This window comes from Micromonospora sp. SD12, assembly GCF_052068495.1.
GTDB lineage: Bacteria > Actinomycetota > Actinomycetes > Mycobacteriales > Micromonosporaceae > Micromonospora > Micromonospora echinofusca.
The window spans coordinates 166,123-183,478 of record NZ_JBQHDF010000001.1; the positions used below are offsets into that span (position 1 = coordinate 166,123).

The window sequence follows — 17,356 nt, forward strand, 5'->3', positions numbered from 1 at the left end:
CCCCACCGTCCGCCGGACGCGCGGCCGGCACGCGCCGCGCGCTCACCCGAGCACCCGGCGGGAGGTACGCAGGACCAGGACGAAGAACGGGCCGCCGAGCAGCGCGGTGACCACGCCGATCGGGATCTCCGACGGGGCGGCGGCGGTACGGGCCACCACGTCGGTCAGGGCCAGGAAGGCGCCGCCGAAGAGCAGCGACAGCGGCAGGATCACCCGGTAGCTCGACCCGGCGAGCAGCCGGACGGTGTGCGGCACGATGATCCCGACGAAGCCGATGAGGCCGGACGCGGAGACGGCGGCGGCGGTGCCGAGCGAGGCGGCGGCGATGAGCAGGTAGCGGGACCGCTGCGGGTGCAGCCCGAGGCTGGCGGCCTCGTCGTCGCCGACGGAGAGCACGTCGAGCTCCCGCCGGTGCAGCAGCACCACGAGGGCGGTGACGAGGAAGTACGGCAGCACCAGCCGAACGTCGTGCCAGCCGGCGGTGGCGAGCCGTCCGAGCAGCCAGGAGTAGACCTGCTGGATGCTGTCGGAGTTGCGTTGCAGCAGGTAGGTCTGCCCGGCGGAGAGGAACGCGGAGACGGCCACCCCGGCGAGGATCAGCGTGGCGGTGGAGCGTCCGCGCCCGCCGGAGGCGCCCAGCAGGTAGGTCATCGCCACCGCGCCGATCGAGCCGACGAACGCGGCCAGCGGGATGGTGAGCGGCAGCCCGGTCAGCGCGCCGGCCGTCCCGGCGCCGAGGGTGATCACCGCGGTGACGGCGAGCCCGGCCCCGGCCGCCACCCCGAGCAGGTACGGGTCGGCCAGCGGGTTGCGGAACACGCCCTGGTAGCAGCCGCCGGCGAGGGCCAGCAGCCCGCCGACCAGCAGGCCGAGCACCACCCGGGGCAGCCGCAGCTCGGTGACGATGGCGATCTCGCGCTCGGTCAGCCCGCTGTCGAGGCGTACGCCGGGGATGAGGTTGAGCAGCTCGGCCGCGACGCTGCCCGGCGGCAGGCTGACCGGGCCGAGGGACACCCCGGCGACCAGCGCGACCAGCACCGCGGCGACGCCGGCGAGGAGCCAGCGGGGCCGCAGCCCGGCGGGCCGGGACGCGGGTAGCGTCCCGGCCGGCCGGGCGGGCGGTGCCTGCACGAGCGGACGGCTCATGGACGGTTGCGACTCACGCGGGGACCTTGGCGGTCGCGTCGACGATCACGCGGAGCAGGTCCACCACGCGGGGCCCCCAGCGGGAGGCGACGTCGTCGTCGAGGGCGACGATCTGGTTGTTCTTGACGGCGGTGACGCCGGCCCAGCCGCCGCGCGCCTTGACCGTCTCGGCACTCTGCTGGCAGCACTTGGTGTCGGCGAGGAAGACGAAGTCCGGGTCGGCCTTGACGATGACCTCCTGGGAGAGCTGCGGGTAGCCGCCCTGCTTGCCGTCGGGGTCGGACGCGTCGGCGATGTTCTCCAGGCCCACCATGCTGTAGAGCGAGCCGATGAAGGTCTTGCTGGTGGCCGTGTAGAGCTCCGGGCCCAGCTCGTGGAAGTAGGTCAGCTTCTCGGCGCGCTTCGGCAGGTCGGCGACGAGCTTGGCGATGTCGTCCTTCATCCGCTTGGTCACGTCGGCGGCCTCGGTGGGGTGGCCGGTGAGGGTGCCGAGGTCGGTGATCTGGCGGTAGGTGTCCTCCAGGGTGGTCGCCGCCGGGTTCAGCAGGACGGGGATCTTCAGCGCGGTGAGCTGCTCGACGATCTTGTTGGTGTCGTTGGCGAGCACCACCAGGTCGGGGCTCTTGCCGGCGATCGCCTCGGCGTTGGGCTGGTAGCCGGAGAGGTCGCTCTTGGGCGCGTCGGCCGGGAAGTTCGACTGGTCGTCGACGGCGGTGACCTGCTTGCCGGCGCCGATGGCGAAGAGCATCTCGGTGGCCGTCGGGGAGAGCGAGACGATCTTCTCGGGCCGCTTCTCCAGCGTCACCGAGCCGACGGTGGCCGGGAAGGCGGCGCCGGCCGAGCTGGCGCCGGCGGCGGGGGTGTCGTCGGAGCTCTTCTCGGCGCAGGCGCCGAGGGCGAGCGCGGCCACCGCGAGGGTCGCGGCGAAGATCCGGGGGGTACGTCTGAGCACGGGTCCTCCTGTCGGTCGAGGAGCGTGGTGCTTCGCCGACAGGGAGCGGTGGCGCCCGTCCGCGAGGCGCCCTTCCTCGAGAGCGCGTGTCGCGACCACGGACGCAGGCGACCTGGCTCGTCCCCGCCGCGGCCCGGCGTTCGGCCGGGGTGGCGGGACATCACAGTTGCGGGACAGCGCCGGTTTCGCACCGGCTTCGCTGCGCGTGGTCGGTAGAACGGTAGCGCACGCCCCGGACGTGCCTCGTCGATCCAGGGCGCATCGGCGTTCGTTGATCATCAACGGCGGCGATATGCCCTGGATCGACGTCTGGTGGCCGGTGGTGGGGCCCCGCCGGGGGCGGAGCGGGGCCCCACCGGTCAGGAACTGGTGATGGTGACGTTGTCCACAGCCGCCTCGACCAGGCTCGCGCCCGAGGCGTCCGCCGCCTCGACGAGGATCCGCACCGACTGGCCGGCGTACGGGGTGAGGTTGGCGTTGGACACCGCCCAGGCGCCGTTGCGGTTGGTGGCCGCCCCGGACTGGGTGAACAGGGCCGTGGTGCCACCGTTGTGCACCACGCTGACCCGCAGGTAGTCGGCCGACGACGCGTTCGAGCCGTGGGCCAGGTACCAGGCGAGGGAGAGGGTCAGCGTGCCGCTCGACGGCAGCGTCACCGCCGGCGACCGGGCGCTGGTCACGCCGCCGTCGACGTCGTAGTCACCGGCTCCCGTGCCGGCCAGCCGGCCGGTGACGAGGTCGTTGCTGCCGGCGTACGGGGCGAGCTGCTTGGCCCCGCTGGAGTTGGTCGCCTGGGCGGCGCCCCGCTCCCACGCCCCGAGGGTCGCGGTGTCGGTGCCGTTCGGGTTGATGGTCCAGCCGGTGGCCGTCTCGAAGGTGTCCGACCAGACCGTGGTGCCGCCGCCACCGCCGCAGTACTGCGCCTGCTTGCCGATGGCCCGGTACGGGCAGTCGGCATACTCGCTGAGCAGCAGGACCGCCTCCCGGTTGCGCGACGTCTGGGCGGGGATCACCTCGTCCGGCGGGTAGAAGCCGCCGCCGCCGGCCGAGCCGGGGTACATCTCGAAGGTGTACGCCCAGATGCCGTGCTGGCCCCACATCCAGTCGATGCTGTCGCCATCGGTGATGTAGAGGTCGCTGGACTGCTGCGGGGTGTAGCCGTTGGTGTTCGCCATCTGCTGGCCCAGGGTGGCGAAGGTGTTGTACTGGTCCGTCGTCATCCCCGGCGCGGTGTTGTTGTACGTGTAGCCGAACGGCCAGAGCACCAGCTCGGAGTACGTGTGGAAGTCGATGTTGGCCTTGATCTGCTGGGTGCCGCCGACGACCCGGCTGTTGACGAAGTTGCGCAGCGCCGCGGTCTCCGGGGCGGAGAACGCCGACGGGCCCCGGTAGGTGTCCGACGAGGTCGAGCCGGACGAGCCGCCGCAGCAGCCCCACTGGTAGGACCAGTTGCGGTTCAGGTCGGTGCCGACGTACGACGAGCCGCTGTTGGGCTGCCGGTTCTTGCGCCAGGAGCGGTACGAGCCGGTGGCGATGTCGTACTCGCTGCCGTCCGGGTTGACCGTCGGCACGATCCAGATCTCCCGGGTGTTCACGATGTTGGTGACCCGGGAGTCGCTGCCGTAGCTGTCGGTGAAGAGGTTGAGCAGGTAGATCGCCATCTCGACGGTCAGGTGCTCGCGGGCGTGCTGCTGCGAGTTGAACAGGATCTCCGGCTCGTTCTCGTCGGTGGCGACGTTGTCGGAGATCTTCACCGCCATCAGGTCCCGGCCCTCGTACGAGGAGCCGATGCTGATCTTCCGGGCGATCGACGGGTGGTCGGCGACCACCTTGTTCACCACGGCGGTCAGTTCGGCGTAGTCGTGGTAGTTGGAGTCGGCGGGCGGGAAGGCGGCCGCGCCGACGTCCCCGTCGGCATGGTCGTGCCCGTCGGCCGACGGGGCGGCGACCGCCTCCAGCCGGAAGCCGAGCCGGGTGATCGCCGCCGCCTCGGCCGGGGTGGCCGAGACGTTCAGCACGCCGTGCTCGACGTAGTCGATGGCGGCGCCGGTGCCGGCGACGGCGGTGCGGTCGTCGACGGTACGCGGGCCGAGCACCCGGTAGGACGTCGTCGCGGAGTCGGCCCGGTCGGGGGCCGGCCGGGCGGTGGCCGGCGCGGCGGCGACCGTGAGCAGGCCGAATGCGGCTGCTACGGCCACCGCCAGGCGACGGCGGAGGGCGGTGTTGCGGAAGGCCATGGACAACCTCCTCGGGGGGCGGGAGAAGATCCCGCTCGGTGGAGGACACTCCACCACCGCCCGCATGGTCATATCAACATCCATCGCTGCCTTGTTCCATGCCATCCTGATCGTCACATCGGCAAGGATTTTCCAACTGTCGACCTCTGGCGAAAGTTCCCTCCGAGCGGGACACTGACCCGCAACGATCCGTCCGTCCCTGCGGAGGACCCATGGCCAGAACACGCCTGCGCACGGCCGCCCTCGCGGCCGCCACCGCGCTCACCCTTCTCGGCACCGCGGCACCCGCCGTCGCCGCCGCACCCGTCGCGGCCCCGTCGACCAGTCGACCGGTGGTCCACGACGAGCAGATCACCTTCCAGGACTGGTCGCGCTACCCCGACTGGCGTCGCGGCAGCCACGCCGGCACCCGGGCCGTCCCCGGCCTCCGGCCCGGCGTGACGCTGGCCCGACCGCTCGGCACCACCGACTACACCGACCCGCACACCGGCGTGACCAGGAGCTGGGAGTACGGGACCTGGACCTCCCCGGTCACCCAGATCGGGTTCGACGCCACCGAGCTGATCGCCTCGTGGAACGCGCAGACCCCGGCCGGCACCTGGATCCAGGTCGAGATGCAGGGCACGTACAACACCGGCGTGCAGACCAAGTGGTACGTCATGGGACGCTGGGCCTCCGGCGACGCCGACATCAAGCGGACCAGCGTCAACCGGCAGGGCGACCCCTGGTCGACCATCTGGACCGACACCTTCAGCATCGACGACGCCTCGGTCGGCGTGCTGCTGCGGGCGTACCAGCTGCGGCTGACCCTCTACAAGGCCCCCGGCCAGCGCGCCGCGCCGGTCGTGCACACCGTCGGCGCGATGAGCTCCAACGTGCCCGACCGGTTCACCGTCGAGCCGAGCGCCGGCGGCATCGCCTGGGGCAAGGAACTCGCCGTGCCCCGCTACTCGCAGAACATCCACACCGGCCACTACCCCGAGTACGACGGCGGCGGCCAGGCCTGGTGCTCCCCCACCTCCACCACCATGGTGATCGAGTACTGGGGCCGCAAGGCGTCCGAGGAGGACACCTCCTGGGTCGACCCGACCTACCCGGACCCGACGGTCAACCACGCCGCCCGGATGGTCTACGACTACCAGTACGACGGCGCCGGCAACTGGCCCTTCAACACCGCGTACGCGGCCAGCTTCCCGGGTCTGGAGGCCCGGGTCACCCGGCTGCACTCCCTGGACGAGGTGGAGCGCTTCATCGCCGCCGGGATCCCGGTCGTGACCAGCCAGTCCTTCCTCGCCAGCGAGCTGGACGGGGCGGGCTACGGCACCTCGGGCCACCTGTTCGTGGTCGTCGGCTTCACCGCCGACGGCGACGTGATCGTCAACGACCCGGCCTCGTCCAGCAACGAGGCGGTGCGCAACGTCTACAAGCGTGAGCAGTTCGAGCAGATCTGGCTGCGTACCAAGCGGACCAACGCCAGCGGCGGCGTCTCCGGCGGCTCCGGCGGCGTCGTCTACCTGATCAAGCCGACTCTGAAGCCGTGGCCGAAGGTCGCCGGCTCCACCAACTGGTGACCTGACACCGACCCGGTCGTTCGAGGGGTCCGCGTCGCCCGGCTCAGCCCGGCGACCGGGCCCCTCGGCCGTTTCCGGCCACCGACCCTCTCGGGCGACCGGGCACCTGCCCACAGCGCCTGCGTCCTCCTGTGGTTCTCCTTCGTGAGGTGCTGGCCGGCTGTCTACGGGTTGGCCGACTTGCGACGTTAATAGGGCGTGACGTTCGAGGAGTACGCGTTCGCTCGCACTTCGGCGCTGGTGCGGCTCGCCCGGTTGCTGACCGGCGACGAGCATCGGGCCGAGGACCTGGTTCAGGATGTCCTCGCCAGGGCGTACGCCCGCTGGGCGCGCATCTCCCGGACGGATCGACCCGATGCGTACGTCCGTCGGATGCTCGTCAACGCCCATCACTCGTGGTGGCGCCGGCGTAGCAACCAGGAAATCTCGGTCGCCGTCGTGAACGATCGGCCGGACGCTACGGACGAGGCCGCCGGTGTCGACGAACGTGACGCGCTGTGGCGGCTCGTCTGCGCCCTGCCGATGCGTCAACGCACCGTCATCGTCCTGCGCTACTACGAGGATCTTGACGACACGATGATCGCCGAGATCCTGGACTGTTCGACCGGCACAGTTCGTACCCACGCGAAGCGGGCCCTGACGGCACTCCGCAAGCGGCAGGAAGCATCCGCCTCCGCCCTGACAGGAGGAGAGTTCTGATGTCCAGCGACCTCGATCAGCAGCTCGCCACGACGCTCAAGCACCACGCGGGCGGCGATATCGACCCCGCGCCGATCGTGGCACACGCCCGGCGGCGCGGCCACCGCCTCCGAGTGCGCCGCCGCTGGCTGACCACCGGGGGGACGGCAGCGGCATGCGTCGTCCTGGTCGCGGCGGTCATGGTGATTCCGTCCGGTCGGGCACCCGATGGCGTGACCGTGCCGGCCACGGCACTCGTGCTGCCGGACGCACCGGATCAGCCCGGCGCCATGGCCCGGCCCGAGGTCGTGGGGGCCGATCCCGGCGTGGTGCACTTCACGACCGACAGCCTGGTCAGCGGGGCCTGGTCCGCGACCTGGAGCGCCGGGCGCGGGGTCGAGAGCGTTGAGTTCCGGGGCCCGACCGAGCAGGCCCGGTTCGTGCTGGCGCGCAGCGTCGCGACGCTGGACGGGCTGCAGCAGACGTTGTCGTCGGCGGGGCGACCGCAGCCGCCGGCCGATGTGCGGGTCGGAGGCCGCCCGGGGGTCGCTTGGTTCGATCCGTCCGGCGACACGAAACTGTGGTTCGTCCGTTGGCAACCCGTTGATGGGCTCTGGGCGCAGCTCGACATCTACGCGCCCAGCCGTGACGAGGCGACGGACGCGGCCAGTCGCGTCCGGTTCGACGGCGCCCACCGCTGCGTGGTGCCGTTCCGCCTGCAGTCGCTGCCGCCAGGTGGGCGTCTGCTCGGATGCTCGGTCACGCTTTCCCGGTCGGAGCCTGGCTCCTTCATCGAGGCTTCGCTGGTGATAGGTGACGGATCCGGTCGCTGGCTGACGGTCCGGGCGCAACCCGTGCCGGGGCGCGACCCCAGGGCCGCCGACCTCGTCGCAGGGCCCTACCGGGCACGCCGGCAGGGCAGCGACGTGCTGGAGATGTTCGTCAAGCCATGCGTGGTCGAGGCGTTCCTCAAGGGTTGGGGCAACGGCTACACCGAGTCGGAGGGCCTGACGGTACTGAGCGGGTACCAGCCGGCCCGCGACCTCGACCGCCCGGACACCTGGTGACACCACCCCGGCGCCGATAGGGCATTGGAGGACCCAACCGTTCACTCACCTGCGAGGCGCATGCGGAAGTCGACATCCGACCAGGGAACTACGCGGGTGAATGCTCGTACTGCTGGGGCCGGGAGGCGGGAGATGACATGAACGCCGGCCGGTGACGCAAGTTCCCTCGCATCGATACCACACAGGTATTTTCATGCCCCTCAGGTATCAGCGTCCCGGCGGCATTGGTGCACCAGCTTCACGCGCCTTGCACGTCTCCCGTCAGCCAGAACGCCGCCAGGACTGCGCGCAGGTCCTAGTTGGGCGGCGTCTCCCCGCCCTGGTCCTCGCCGGCGAGGGCGGAGCGGAGGCGCTCCTTCTCGGCGCGGCGCCGCTCGGCGGCGGTGGCCATCTCCTCGGCCATCTCGTCCCGCCAGCCCTTGAGCAGGAAGAACGACAGGGCGGCTGAGAAGGCCAGCGCCACCATCAGCTTGATGAAGGTGTTCATCTCGACCAGCCAGAGGGCCGCCAGCACGGCGACGAACAGCCCGATCCGGCCCAGCGTGTACTTGACCGCCGCGCTCACGTTCCGCACTCCGTTCTCCGCCGCCGGGACCTCCGGCGGCAGGTTCAGCCCGTCCGGCGGGCCAGCCAGTGGACGCCGTGGAACCAGACCACCGCGTACCCGATGGTGAAGGTCGCCGCCCCCAGCCCGCCGGAGAGCAGCGGCGGGAGCCCGGCGGCGAGGCCGGCCACCACGAGCCCGGCGACCACCCCCACCGCGGCGGCCGCCAGTGCCGCCACCACCCGGGCCGCGCCGAACTCCCAGGCGCGGAAGTCGTCCCAGAACAGCCAGGCCGGCAGGATGATCGCCAGCCAGCCGTTGGCGCCGCCGAAGTCGCCGGCGCCGATCAGCTCGAACGCCCAGTCGAACAACACCACCGCCAGCACGCCGATGACGAGGCCGGCCAGGCTCACCCCGAGCAGGTCGCCCAGGGTGAGGATGCGCCCCTCGGCGTCCCGCCGGGGGAACCCGCTCCGTTGCTCGGTCATGGCCTCAGAGGGTACGTGCCGGCTCAGGCCCAGACCTGCTGCGGCTCGGCGCGGCGCTCGGCCAGGGACGGGGCGGCGTCGTACTCGCGGACCACCTCGTAGCGGGTGTTCCGCTCGACGGGGCGGAAGCCGGCGTCCCAGATCAGGTGCAGCAGGTCGTCACGGTGCATGGTGTTCGGGGTGCCGTACGAGTCGGCGTCGTGAGTGATCTTGTATTCCACGACCGAGCCGTCCAGGTCGTCGACGCCGAAGTTGAGCGAGAGTTGGGCGACCGACAGCCCGTGCATGACCCAGAAGCACTTCACGTGCGGGACGTTGTCGAAGAGCAGCCGGGAGACCGCGAAGGTCTTCAGCGACTCGGCCGGCGAGGCCATCGTCGTACGGGCCTGGATCCGGTTACGGACCTTGCCGTCCGCCGAGTCGACGAAGTCGTGCTGGTAGCGCAGCGGGATGAAGACCATGAAGCCGCCGGTCTCGTCCTGGAGCTCACGCAGCCGCAGCACGTGGTCGACGCGGTGCCGGGGCTCCTCGATGTGGCCGTAGAGCATGGTCGACGGGGTCTTCATCCCCTTGGTGTGGGCCAGCCGGTGGATGCGCGACCAGTCCTCCCAGTGGCAGGCGTGGTCGACGATGTGCTGGCGGACCTCCCAGTCGAAGATCTCCGCGCCGCCGCCGGTCAGCGACTCCAGGCCGGCGTCCATCAGCTCGTCGAGGATCTCGTCGGCGCTCAGGCCGCTGATCTTCTCGAACCACTGCACCTCGGTCGCGGTGAACGCCTTGAGCTTGACGTTCGGCAGCGCCGCCTTCAGCTCGCGCAGCACCTTCGGGTAGTAGCGCCAGGGCAGGGTCGGGTGCAGGCCGTTGACGATGTGCAGCTCGGTGAGCTGCTCGTCCTCCATCTCCTTGGCCTTGCGGACCGCCTCGTCGATGCGCATCGTGTAGGCGTCCTTCTCGCCCGGCTTGCGCTGGAACGAGCAGTACGCGCACGAGGCGGAGCAGACGTTGGTCAGGTTGAGGTGCCGGTTGACGTTGAACATCACCCGGTCGCCGTTGAGCTCGGTGCGCCGGTGGTGCGCCAGCCGGCCCAGCCACGCGAGGTCGTCGCTGTCGTAGAGGGCGATCCCGTCCTCGCGGGTCAGCCGCTCGCCGGCGTACACCTTCGCTTCCAGCTCACGCTTGAGTCCGGCGTCCATCGAAAGCCACGTCCCTTCCACCTGCGGTAGGAATCGAGCGTACGTCGGCCCGCCGACGCCGCCGCAGCACGGTCGGCCCCCGTGCGCCGGCTCACCGAACTCTCAGGCTCCTGTTACCCGCCAACGCATCGACATCGCTGCGTGGGTGCGGTAAGACAGGGTGGGACGTTCGCCACACGCTGGTAGCGTCCCCACGGCCGCGCCCACCCGGTGCGGCGAGTCACGCCGGACGGGGAGCGGAATGGTCGACAGTGGGCGCGGGCGACGACAGCGACGACGGAGCCCGGTGATCTCGCCGGTGCTGCGCCCGGCGCTCTGGTCCGCACTGCTCGGCGCCGTCGCCGCCACCGTCCTGGCCAACCCGGTCATGGCCGACCCGGCGCTGCCCACCAGCGTCCCCGACACCGGGTCCCGCCCCTCCTACTCGGGGCCGCTCCAGCTCCCCGGCGGCGCGCCGGTCCCCGGCCTGCCGGGCACGGTCCCGGGTCTGCCCGGCACGGTCCCGGGTCTCCCCGGGCCCGGCACGGTCCCCGGCATGCCCGCCGGCAGCCTCGGCACCGGCCCGCTGGCCGCCCAGATCTACGCCGCCGAGGCCCAGGTCGGGCAGCTTCGTGACCAACTGCTCTCGCTGCGGCAGAAGCGCACCGAGGCCGAGGGGCAGCGCGCCACCGCCGAGCGCAACCTCGCCCAGGCCCGGGACGCGGTCGCCCGCGCGCAGGAGAGCGCCGACGCCGCCGCCGCGGGCGCCTTCAAGGCCGCCGCCGCCCTCCCGCCCGGCGAGTTCGCCAACGACCTGCACGAGCTGAGCCGGCTCTCCCGGATCATCCGGGGCGAGAAGGCCGAGGGCGGCACCACCGCCGCCGAGGGCGAGGTGTCCCGGGCCCGCGTCGGCGAGCAGGCCGCCAGCCAGGCGATGGTCTCGGCCGAGTCCCGCCTCGCGGGCGCCAAGACGGAGTACGCCGTCGGCGAGAAGGCCCTGCGCGAGGCAGAGAAGAAGCTGGAGAAGCTGAAGCGGGACAACGCCGCACAGCTCATCCAGATCGAGCGCCAGCAGGAGGCCGCCGAGCAGCGCCTCGGCGCCGGCTACCTCGGCAACGAGACCGCCAACGGCCTGGCCGCCCACCCGACGGCCCTCAAGGCCCTGGCGTACGCGAGGGCGCAGCTCGGCGACCCCTACCTGTGGGCCGCCGAGGGGCCGGACCGCTTCGACTGCTCCGGCCTCATCTACGCCGCCTACCGGTCGGCGGGCTACTACGGGCTGCCCCGGGTCTCCCGCGACCAGTACTACGCCACCCGTACCCGCACCGTGTCCCGCACCGCTCTGCTCCCCGGCGACCTGCTCTTCTTCGCCTCCGGCACGAGCTGGACGACGATCCACCACATGGGCATGTACGTCGGCGGCGGCAAGATGATCCACGCGCCGACCACCGGCGACGTGGTCAAGATCTCCACCGTGCGCTGGTCCCGGCTCTATGCCGCCACCCGCGTCATCGGGGCGGTGCCCGCGCCGGCCAGCACTCCCTCGCCGACGCCGACGCCGAGCAAGCCGCCCACGACGAAGCCGCCGGCCAGCCCGAAGCCGCCGGCCAGCCCGAAGCCGACCACCAGCCCGAAGCCCACCTCGTCGCCGAGCCCGTCGACCTCGCCGTCGCCGACCGGGTCCCCCACGCCCACGCCCAGCACCTCGACTTCACCGTCACCGTCGGCGTCGGCGTCGACCTCGCCGTCGCCGTCGGCGAGCGCCTCGGAGGCCTCTTCGCCGAGCGCCTCGACCGGTAGTGTGGCGCCGACCACGGCGCAGAGCAGTTCCGCTCCGTCGAGCAGCACCCCGGCCAGCGCCTCGGCGAGCGCCGGTAGCTGACCAGGGCCCTCGGCGGGCCGTCCGACCGGGCCGGCCAGCCGCCGACCGGGGGCGGGTCGACAAGGCCCCGCAACGCGCTCCGGCTGTGCCGCCGGGCCGGAATGTGGCACGGTGACAGTCAGGCACGCCCGGTCCGACGTAGCGGATCCGGGCGCGAGCGTGCGCGGAGGGCGAGCATGGCCGAGCAAGATGTTCCGGCAGAGCCGGTCGACCACGGATCCGCGCCCGACCGGAGCCGTGCCGGGGCACCGCACCCCCTGACGCCCGCCGGCGCCCCGTCGGCGCCCCCGCCCGGGGGCGCAGCCGCGCCGGCGGCCGGCTCCGCGGGGCCGTCCGGGTCGTCGTCCGAGCCGCCCGCCGACGACGTACGCCGACAGCCCGCCGCGCCGGCCCGGGGCCGGGTGTCCGTGACCACCGCCGCCGCGCCCGCCGAGGGCGACGCCCCGCCGTCGACCGGCCCCAGCGCCGGCACCACCTACCGGGCCGGCGGAACGGCCGCCCCCGCCGCCGCGGTCCCCGGGCAGCGGGGCACGGCGGGGGCGCGGGCCAGCGCCGCCGTACCCGGGATGAGGCGGATCTCGGCCGACGAGGCCGGGGCGATCCGCTCCCGGACGGGCGAGGCCCGGATCTACCGGGCGGCGCCGGTCAACCCGGAACCCCCGGAGCCCGCCCAGCCCCCGGAGCCGGCTCAGCCGCCGACCCCACCGGTCCCGGAGCCCGAGCCGGCGCCCGCCCCCACGCCGCCGGTGCCGGGCCCGAACCCGCCGTCGCCGGCCCCGCCGGTCCCGACCCCCACGCCCCCGGTCCCTGGGCCCTACCCGCCCGGCCCGGTGCCCCCCGGCCCGGGGCCCAGGCCCCCGGCGCCGGTACCACCCGTGCCGGGTCCGCCCGTGCCGCCACCCGGACCACCGGTGCCCGCCCCGCCGCCTCCGCCCGGCCCGATGCCGGCGCCACCGTTCCCGCCGCCACCCCTCACGGCCACGCCCGGCGCCGGATCGGGCCCCTTCGCGGGCGCCCCGCCGTTCTCCGCGCCCCCGACGAGCGCCCCGCCGGCCTCCGGGCCGCCGGCATTCGCACCGCCGTTCTCTGCGCCCCCGGCGAGCGCGCCGCCGTCCTCAGCGCCTCCGGTGAGCGCGCCGCCGGCAGCCGCTCCGCGACCGGTCGCGGCCTCGTTCTCCGCGCCGCCGGCGTCCGCGCCGCCGTTCTCCACGCCCCCGGCGTCCGCGCCGTCGTTCTCCGCGCCCCCGGCGTCCGCGCCGCCGTTCTCCACGCCGCCAGCGTCCGCGCCGCCGTTCTCCGGGTCGACGTCCGCGCCGCCGGTCGTGCCCGCGCCCGCGCTGCCGGCCTGGCCGCCGCCCACCAGCCCCGGCGACCGCCGGCCCGGTGGTGCGGAGCCCGCCGCCGCGCCCCGCGAGGCCCGCAAGCTGGCCGGTCACGCCGGCGGCGGCTCGGCCACGCGCGCCGGGCGGGCCGAGGGCACCGCGGCGGGCCGCTACGACGGCGGGCCCGACCTGGGCACGATCTACGGTGCCGGCACCGAGGGCCCGGGCTTCAGCACGGTCTCGTTGCCGAGCAACCCGGTGGAGAACTCCGGCTCGTTGACCGGGCACATCCTGGCCCAGGGCTGGACGGAGACCCCCACCGAGGAGCGCTCCAGCACGACCAAGGTGGTGGTCGTACTGGCCGCCTCGCTGGGCCTGCTGGTGGCGATCAGCGTGCTCGTGGTGCTGCTCGCCAACGACACGGTGGGCGGGCTGGTGGGCGGCGTCCTGAGCAAGTGAGCCGCGTACGACGTCGATGGTGAGCCCGCCCACTACCCGTCCGAGGTCGGGTGGCGGGTTCGTCCCGTCGCCGTACACTGGTGAGGATCACTGACCCGGCGCGCCCCGCGCGCCCATGGGCGATCTTGCGGGCGATTCGGCGGCGTTCAGCTGCGGCAGGCCATCGCGAAGATGCGCCCCGCTCGAAAGGCATTTCTTGACGACCTTTGCTGAACCCAGCACGTTCACGCCCGCCCTCGACACCGCCGACGCGCAGACCGCCGTCGAGCGGGACGGCACCGGCCAGGACCCGGCCGCCACGGTGACGCCCGAGGCCACCGACTTCGCCGCGTTGGGGCTGCCCCAGCCGCTGGTCCACGCGCTCGCCCGACAGGGCATCACCACCCCGTTCGAGATCCAGCGCGCCACCATGCCCGACGCGCTCGCCGGCCGGGACGTCCTCGGCCGGGGCCAGACCGGCTCCGGCAAGACCCTGGCCTTCGGCCTGCCCCTGCTGGCCCTGGTGGCCGACCGCAACCGGGCCCGGCCCCTGCGCCCCCGGGCGCTGGTCCTGGTGCCGACCCGGGAACTCGCGATGCAGGTCAACGACGCGCTGATGCCGCTCGGCAAGGCCGTCGGCGTGTTCCTGAAGACCGCCGTCGGCGGCGTGCCGTACGACCGGCAGGTCGACGCCCTGCGGCGCGGGGTGGAGATCATCGTGGCCACCCCGGGTCGGCTGGGCGACCTGATCGCCCGGGGCGTCTGCCACCTGGACGACGTCGAGGTCACCGTTCTCGACGAGGCCGACCAGATGGCCGACATGGGCTTCCTGCCCGAGGTCACCGAGCTGCTCGCGAAGACGCCGGCCGGCACCCAGCGGCTGCTCTTCTCGGCCACCCTGGACGGCGACGTCGACGCGCTGGTCAAGCGCTTCATGACCGACCCGGTGACGCACTCCACCGCGCCGTCCACCGCCTCGGTGTCCACCATGGACCACCACATGCTGCTGATCCCGCCGCACGACAAGTTCCCGGTCGCGGCGTCCATCGCGGCCCGGGACGGGCGGACGATGGTCTTCGCCCGTACCCAGCTCGGTGTCGACCGGCTGGTCGAGCAGTTGGCCGCCGTCGGCGTACGGGCGGGCGGGCTGCACGGCGGCAAGACCCAGCGGATGCGTACCCGGACGCTGGCCGAGTTCCGTGAGGGCCGGATGAACGTCCTGGTCGCCACGGACGTGGCGGCCCGGGGCATCCACGTCGACGGTGTCTCGCTGGTGCTGCACGTCGACCCGCCGAAGGACCCGAAGGACTACCTGCACCGTGCGGGTCGTACCGCCCGGGCCGGCGAGTCGGGCGCGGTGGCCACGCTGGTGCTGCCGAAGCAGCGGCGGACCACGCTCGCCATGCTGGAGAAGGCCGGCGTGGCGCCGGCCGAGACCCGGGTGCGGGCCGGCGACCCGGCGCTCGCGGAGCTGACCGGCGCCCGCGAGCCGAGCGGCGTCCCGGTGCGCGTCGAGGTCGACGAGCCGCGCCGGCACGGCGACCGGCCGGGCGGCCCGCGCCGCTACGGCGACCGGCCCCAGGGTGAACGCCGCTACGGCGACCGCCCGCAGGGTGAACGCCGCTACGGCGACCGCCCGCAGGGCGAGCGGCGCTACGGCGACCGTCCCACCGACGGCCGGGGCTACGGCGAGCGGAGCTTCGCGGACCGTGGCGAGCGGCGCTTCGGTGACCGGGACGGGCGCGACGGCGGCCGTGGCTACGGCGACCGCCCGCAGGGCGAGCGCCGCTACGGCGACCGCCCCACCGACAGCCGCAGCTACGGCGACCGCCCCCAGGGCGAGCGCCGCTACGGCGACCGCCCCACCGACAGCCGCAGCTACGGCGACCGGGGCGGCTTCCGGCCCGAGGGCCGGGGGCGTGACGAGCGGCCGCGTGACGATCGACGGGGCTTCGGCGGGCGCCCACCGGCGCGTACGCACTGATTTCCAGCGTCATCGGCGAACGCCGCCTCGGGGCCCGGCTCCGGGGCGGCGTTTCCGCATCCGCTGCCGGTGTCGGCCGGGTCGCGTAACGTCCGGCTCATGCCGACCATGCCGAAGTCGCTCTTCTGGACCCGGACGGACACCGCCGGCGCGGAGCACGCGTTGTTCGACGACGGCCGTGGGTTGACCGCGCGGGGCACCCTGACCGCCGTCGACCCGATCCCCTACACCTGCCGCTACCAGCTCGCCACCGACCCGCAGTGGGCCAGCGCCCGGGTGGAGGTCGAGGCGGAGGGCACCGGATGGCTGCGGAGCGTACGCCTGGAACGGGTGGGCGACGGGTGGCGGGTGACCACGGCCGAGCAGGGTGACCTGGACGCGGCGCTGCGGGCGGCCGGCCACCCACCGGTCGGGCTGCCCGGCACCGACGACCCGGGCGGGCTGGCCGGGGCGGTGGACGTCGACCTCGGCGGGGCGGCGCTGTTCAACACGCTGCCGGTGCACCGGCTCGGGCTGACCCGTGCCGCGGCCGACGTCCCGCACCGCATCGACGTCGCGTGGGTGCTGGTGCCGAGCCTGCTGGTGGTGCCCGCCGAGCAGGTCTACACGCCGCTCGGCCCGGGCCGGGTGCGCTTCTCCAGCGACACCTTCACCGCCGACATCGACCTGGACGGCGACGGCTACGTGGTGCGCTACCCCGGGCTGGCCGAGCGCGTCGATCCGCGCTGACCGGGCTACGAGGCGCCGGCCCGTCGGCTCCGGCCGGCGGGCGGCTCAGGCCGGCCAGGCGCCGGTGGTGAGGAAGCGTTCGACCGTCGCGAGGTGCGGGGTCGGGTCGAGCCCCTGGGCGGCCAACCAGTCGTCGGAGTAGTAGGTGTCGGCGTAGCGGTCGCCGGCGTCGCAGATCAGGGTGACCACCGAGCCGGTACGTCCGGCGGCGAGCATCTCCGCGATCAGCCCGAAGGCGCCCCACAGGTTGGTGCCCGTCGAGCCGCCCACCCGACGGCCGAGCACCGCCGAGCCGGCGCGCATGGCGGCCAGCGAGGCGGCGTCGGGCACCTGGACCATCCGGTCCACCACCGACGGCACGAACGACGCCTCGACGGTCGGCCGGCCGATCCCCTCGATGCGGGAGCCCCGCCCGGTGCGCACCGACCAGTCGGCGGCCTGCCAGGCGGGATAGAACGCGGAGTTCTCCGGGTCGACCACGCACAGCTTGGTGGGCAGCCGCTGGTAGCGGGCGTACCGGCCGATGGTGGCGCTGGTGCCGCCGGTGCCGGCGCCCACCACGACCCACGCCGGCACCGGGTGCCGTTCCAGAGCGAGCTGCGCGTAGATCGACTCGGCGATGTTGTTGTTGCCCCGCCAGTCGGTGGCCCGCTCGGCGTAGGTGAACTGGTCCATGAAGTGCCCGGCCGAGTCCTCCGCCAGCCAACGGGCCTCCACGACCACCTTGGCCGGGTCGTCGACGAGGTGGCAGCGACCGCCCTGGAACTCGATCTGGGTGATCTTCTCGGGCGAGGTGGAGGCGGGCATCACCGCGATGAACGGCAGCCCCAGCATCCGCGCGAAGTATGCCTCGGAGACCGCCGTCGAGCCGGAGGACGCCTCCACGATCGTGGTCTCCGGGCCGATCCAGCCGTTGCACAGCCCGTAGAGGAAGAGCGAGCGGGCCAGCCGGTGCTTCAGCGAGCCGGTCGGGTGCACCGACTCGTCCTTGAGGTAGAGGTCGATCCCCCACGACCGGGGCAGCGGGAACGGCAGCAGGTGGGTGTCGGCGGAGCGGTTGGCGTCCGCCTCGACGGCGGCGATCGCCTCGGTCACCCAGCGCCGGCTGGCCTCGTCGCACCGGTCGAGATGAGTCACGCTCGAAAC

Annotated in this window: 14 protein-coding genes and 1 riboswitch; of the genes, 7 read left to right on the plus strand and 7 right to left on the minus strand. The window is 73.4% G+C overall.

The window, feature by feature from the left end:
* Positions 1-42: 42 nt before the first annotated feature.
* From ACTMS2_RS00785 to ACTMS2_RS00795, 3 genes are all read right to left on the minus strand, one after another.
* Positions 43-1,146, minus strand: a complete 1,104-nt coding sequence (locus ACTMS2_RS00785; RefSeq protein ID WP_441173577.1) for a FecCD family ABC transporter permease — start codon at positions 1,144-1,146, stop codon at positions 43-45.
* A gap of 13 nt (positions 1,147-1,159) precedes the next feature.
* Positions 1,160-2,098 carry an ABC transporter substrate-binding protein gene (locus ACTMS2_RS00790; RefSeq protein ID WP_441173579.1) on the minus strand — a complete coding sequence of 313 codons (939 nt, stop codon included), beginning with the start codon at positions 2,096-2,098 and terminating at the stop codon, positions 1,160-1,162.
* Positions 2,099-2,209: 111 nt separating this feature from the next.
* Positions 2,210-2,293, minus strand: a riboswitch (cobalamin riboswitch).
* Between the two features lie 164 nt (positions 2,294-2,457).
* Complete coding sequence (locus ACTMS2_RS00795; RefSeq protein WP_441173581.1) at positions 2,458-4,335, minus strand: M14 family zinc carboxypeptidase; 1,878 nt, start codon at positions 4,333-4,335, stop codon at positions 2,458-2,460.
* A gap of 212 nt (positions 4,336-4,547) precedes the next feature.
* Between ACTMS2_RS00795 and ACTMS2_RS00800 the strand changes: the two genes are divergently transcribed.
* The 3 genes from ACTMS2_RS00800 to ACTMS2_RS00810 all read left to right on the plus strand — a co-directional run bounded on the left by ACTMS2_RS00800 (position 4,548) and on the right by ACTMS2_RS00810 (position 7,651).
* Positions 4,548-5,906 (plus strand): C39 family peptidase, encoded by a 1,359-nt coding sequence (locus tag ACTMS2_RS00800; RefSeq protein WP_101413741.1) that lies wholly within the window; start codon positions 4,548-4,550, stop codon positions 5,904-5,906.
* A 198-nt stretch (positions 5,907-6,104) separates the two neighbouring features.
* Positions 6,105-6,605 (plus strand): SigE family RNA polymerase sigma factor, encoded by a 501-nt coding sequence (locus tag ACTMS2_RS00805; protein ID WP_441173583.1) that lies wholly within the window; start codon positions 6,105-6,107, stop codon positions 6,603-6,605.
* Positions 6,605-7,651: a hypothetical protein gene (locus tag ACTMS2_RS00810; protein WP_441173585.1), complete on the plus strand. Its 1,047-nt coding sequence runs from the start codon at positions 6,605-6,607 to the stop codon at positions 7,649-7,651. The genes ACTMS2_RS00805 and ACTMS2_RS00810 overlap by 1 nt, the downstream gene beginning before the upstream one ends.
* 295 nt (positions 7,652-7,946) lie before the next feature.
* On the opposite strand, the gene ACTMS2_RS00815 is transcribed toward ACTMS2_RS00810, so the two are convergent.
* The 3 genes from ACTMS2_RS00815 to mqnE are packed head-to-tail and all read right to left on the minus strand — an operon-like array spanning position 7,947 to position 9,876.
* Positions 7,947-8,216 carry a DUF4229 domain-containing protein gene (locus tag ACTMS2_RS00815; protein WP_441173587.1) on the minus strand — a complete coding sequence of 90 codons (270 nt, stop codon included), beginning with the start codon at positions 8,214-8,216 and terminating at the stop codon, positions 7,947-7,949.
* A gap of 44 nt (positions 8,217-8,260) precedes the next feature.
* On the minus strand, positions 8,261-8,683 hold the full coding sequence (locus ACTMS2_RS00820) for a hypothetical protein (protein WP_101413738.1): 423 nt from the start codon (positions 8,681-8,683) through the stop codon (positions 8,261-8,263).
* 23 nt (positions 8,684-8,706) lie between these two features.
* Positions 8,707-9,876: an aminofutalosine synthase MqnE gene (mqnE, locus tag ACTMS2_RS00825; protein ID WP_441173589.1), complete on the minus strand. Its 1,170-nt coding sequence runs from the start codon at positions 9,874-9,876 to the stop codon at positions 8,707-8,709.
* Between the two features lie 241 nt (positions 9,877-10,117).
* Between mqnE and ACTMS2_RS00830 the strand changes: the two genes are divergently transcribed.
* The 4 genes from ACTMS2_RS00830 (at position 10,118) to ACTMS2_RS00845 (ending at position 16,210) form a co-directional block, all read left to right on the plus strand.
* Positions 10,118-11,737, plus strand: coding sequence for an NlpC/P60 family protein (locus ACTMS2_RS00830; RefSeq protein ID WP_441173591.1), 1,620 nt, complete (start codon positions 10,118-10,120; stop codon positions 11,735-11,737).
* Positions 11,738-12,864: 1,127 nt separating this feature from the next.
* The gene (locus ACTMS2_RS00835) at positions 12,865-13,518 is read left to right on the plus strand and encodes a hypothetical protein (protein ID WP_441173593.1); all 654 of its coding nucleotides are present in this window, start codon (positions 12,865-12,867) and stop codon (positions 13,516-13,518) included.
* Positions 13,519-13,714: 196 nt separating this feature from the next.
* Positions 13,715-15,481, plus strand: a complete 1,767-nt coding sequence (locus ACTMS2_RS00840; RefSeq protein ID WP_441173595.1) for a DEAD/DEAH box helicase — start codon at positions 13,715-13,717, stop codon at positions 15,479-15,481.
* Between the two features lie 108 nt (positions 15,482-15,589).
* The gene (locus tag ACTMS2_RS00845) at positions 15,590-16,210 is read left to right on the plus strand and encodes a putative glycolipid-binding domain-containing protein (RefSeq protein ID WP_441174068.1); all 621 of its coding nucleotides are present in this window, start codon (positions 15,590-15,592) and stop codon (positions 16,208-16,210) included.
* A gap of 45 nt (positions 16,211-16,255) precedes the next feature.
* Here ACTMS2_RS00845 and ACTMS2_RS00850 read toward each other — a convergent pair whose 3' ends face one another.
* A complete protein-coding gene (locus tag ACTMS2_RS00850; protein ID WP_101413734.1) occupies positions 16,256-17,347 on the minus strand; it encodes a PLP-dependent cysteine synthase family protein in 1,092 nt (363 codons plus the stop codon).
* Between the last annotated feature and the right edge of the window lie 9 nt (positions 17,348-17,356).

Excerpts from the sequence above, each read along its gene's own strand:
- ACTMS2_RS00820 (WP_101413738.1), bottom strand. The coding sequence starts at position 8,683 with ATGACCGAGCAACGGAGCGGGTTCCCCCGGCGGGACGCCGAGGGGCGC.
- ACTMS2_RS00795 (WP_441173581.1), bottom strand. The coding sequence starts at position 4,335 with ATGGCCTTCCGCAACACCGCCCTCCGCCGTCGCCTGGCGGTGGCCGTA.
- ACTMS2_RS00810 (WP_441173585.1), top strand. The coding sequence starts at position 6,605 with ATGTCCAGCGACCTCGATCAGCAGCTCGCCACGACGCTCAAGCACCAC.
- ACTMS2_RS00845 (WP_441174068.1), top strand. The coding sequence starts at position 15,590 with ATGCCGAAGTCGCTCTTCTGGACCCGGACGGACACCGCCGGCGCGGAG.
- mqnE (WP_441173589.1), bottom strand. The coding sequence starts at position 9,876 with ATGGACGCCGGACTCAAGCGTGAGCTGGAAGCGAAGGTGTACGCCGGC.
- ACTMS2_RS00800 (WP_101413741.1), top strand. The coding sequence starts at position 4,548 with ATGGCCAGAACACGCCTGCGCACGGCCGCCCTCGCGGCCGCCACCGCG.
- ACTMS2_RS00830 (WP_441173591.1), top strand. The coding sequence starts at position 10,118 with ATGGTCGACAGTGGGCGCGGGCGACGACAGCGACGACGGAGCCCGGTG.
- ACTMS2_RS00785 (WP_441173577.1), bottom strand. The coding sequence starts at position 1,146 with ATGAGCCGTCCGCTCGTGCAGGCACCGCCCGCCCGGCCGGCCGGGACG.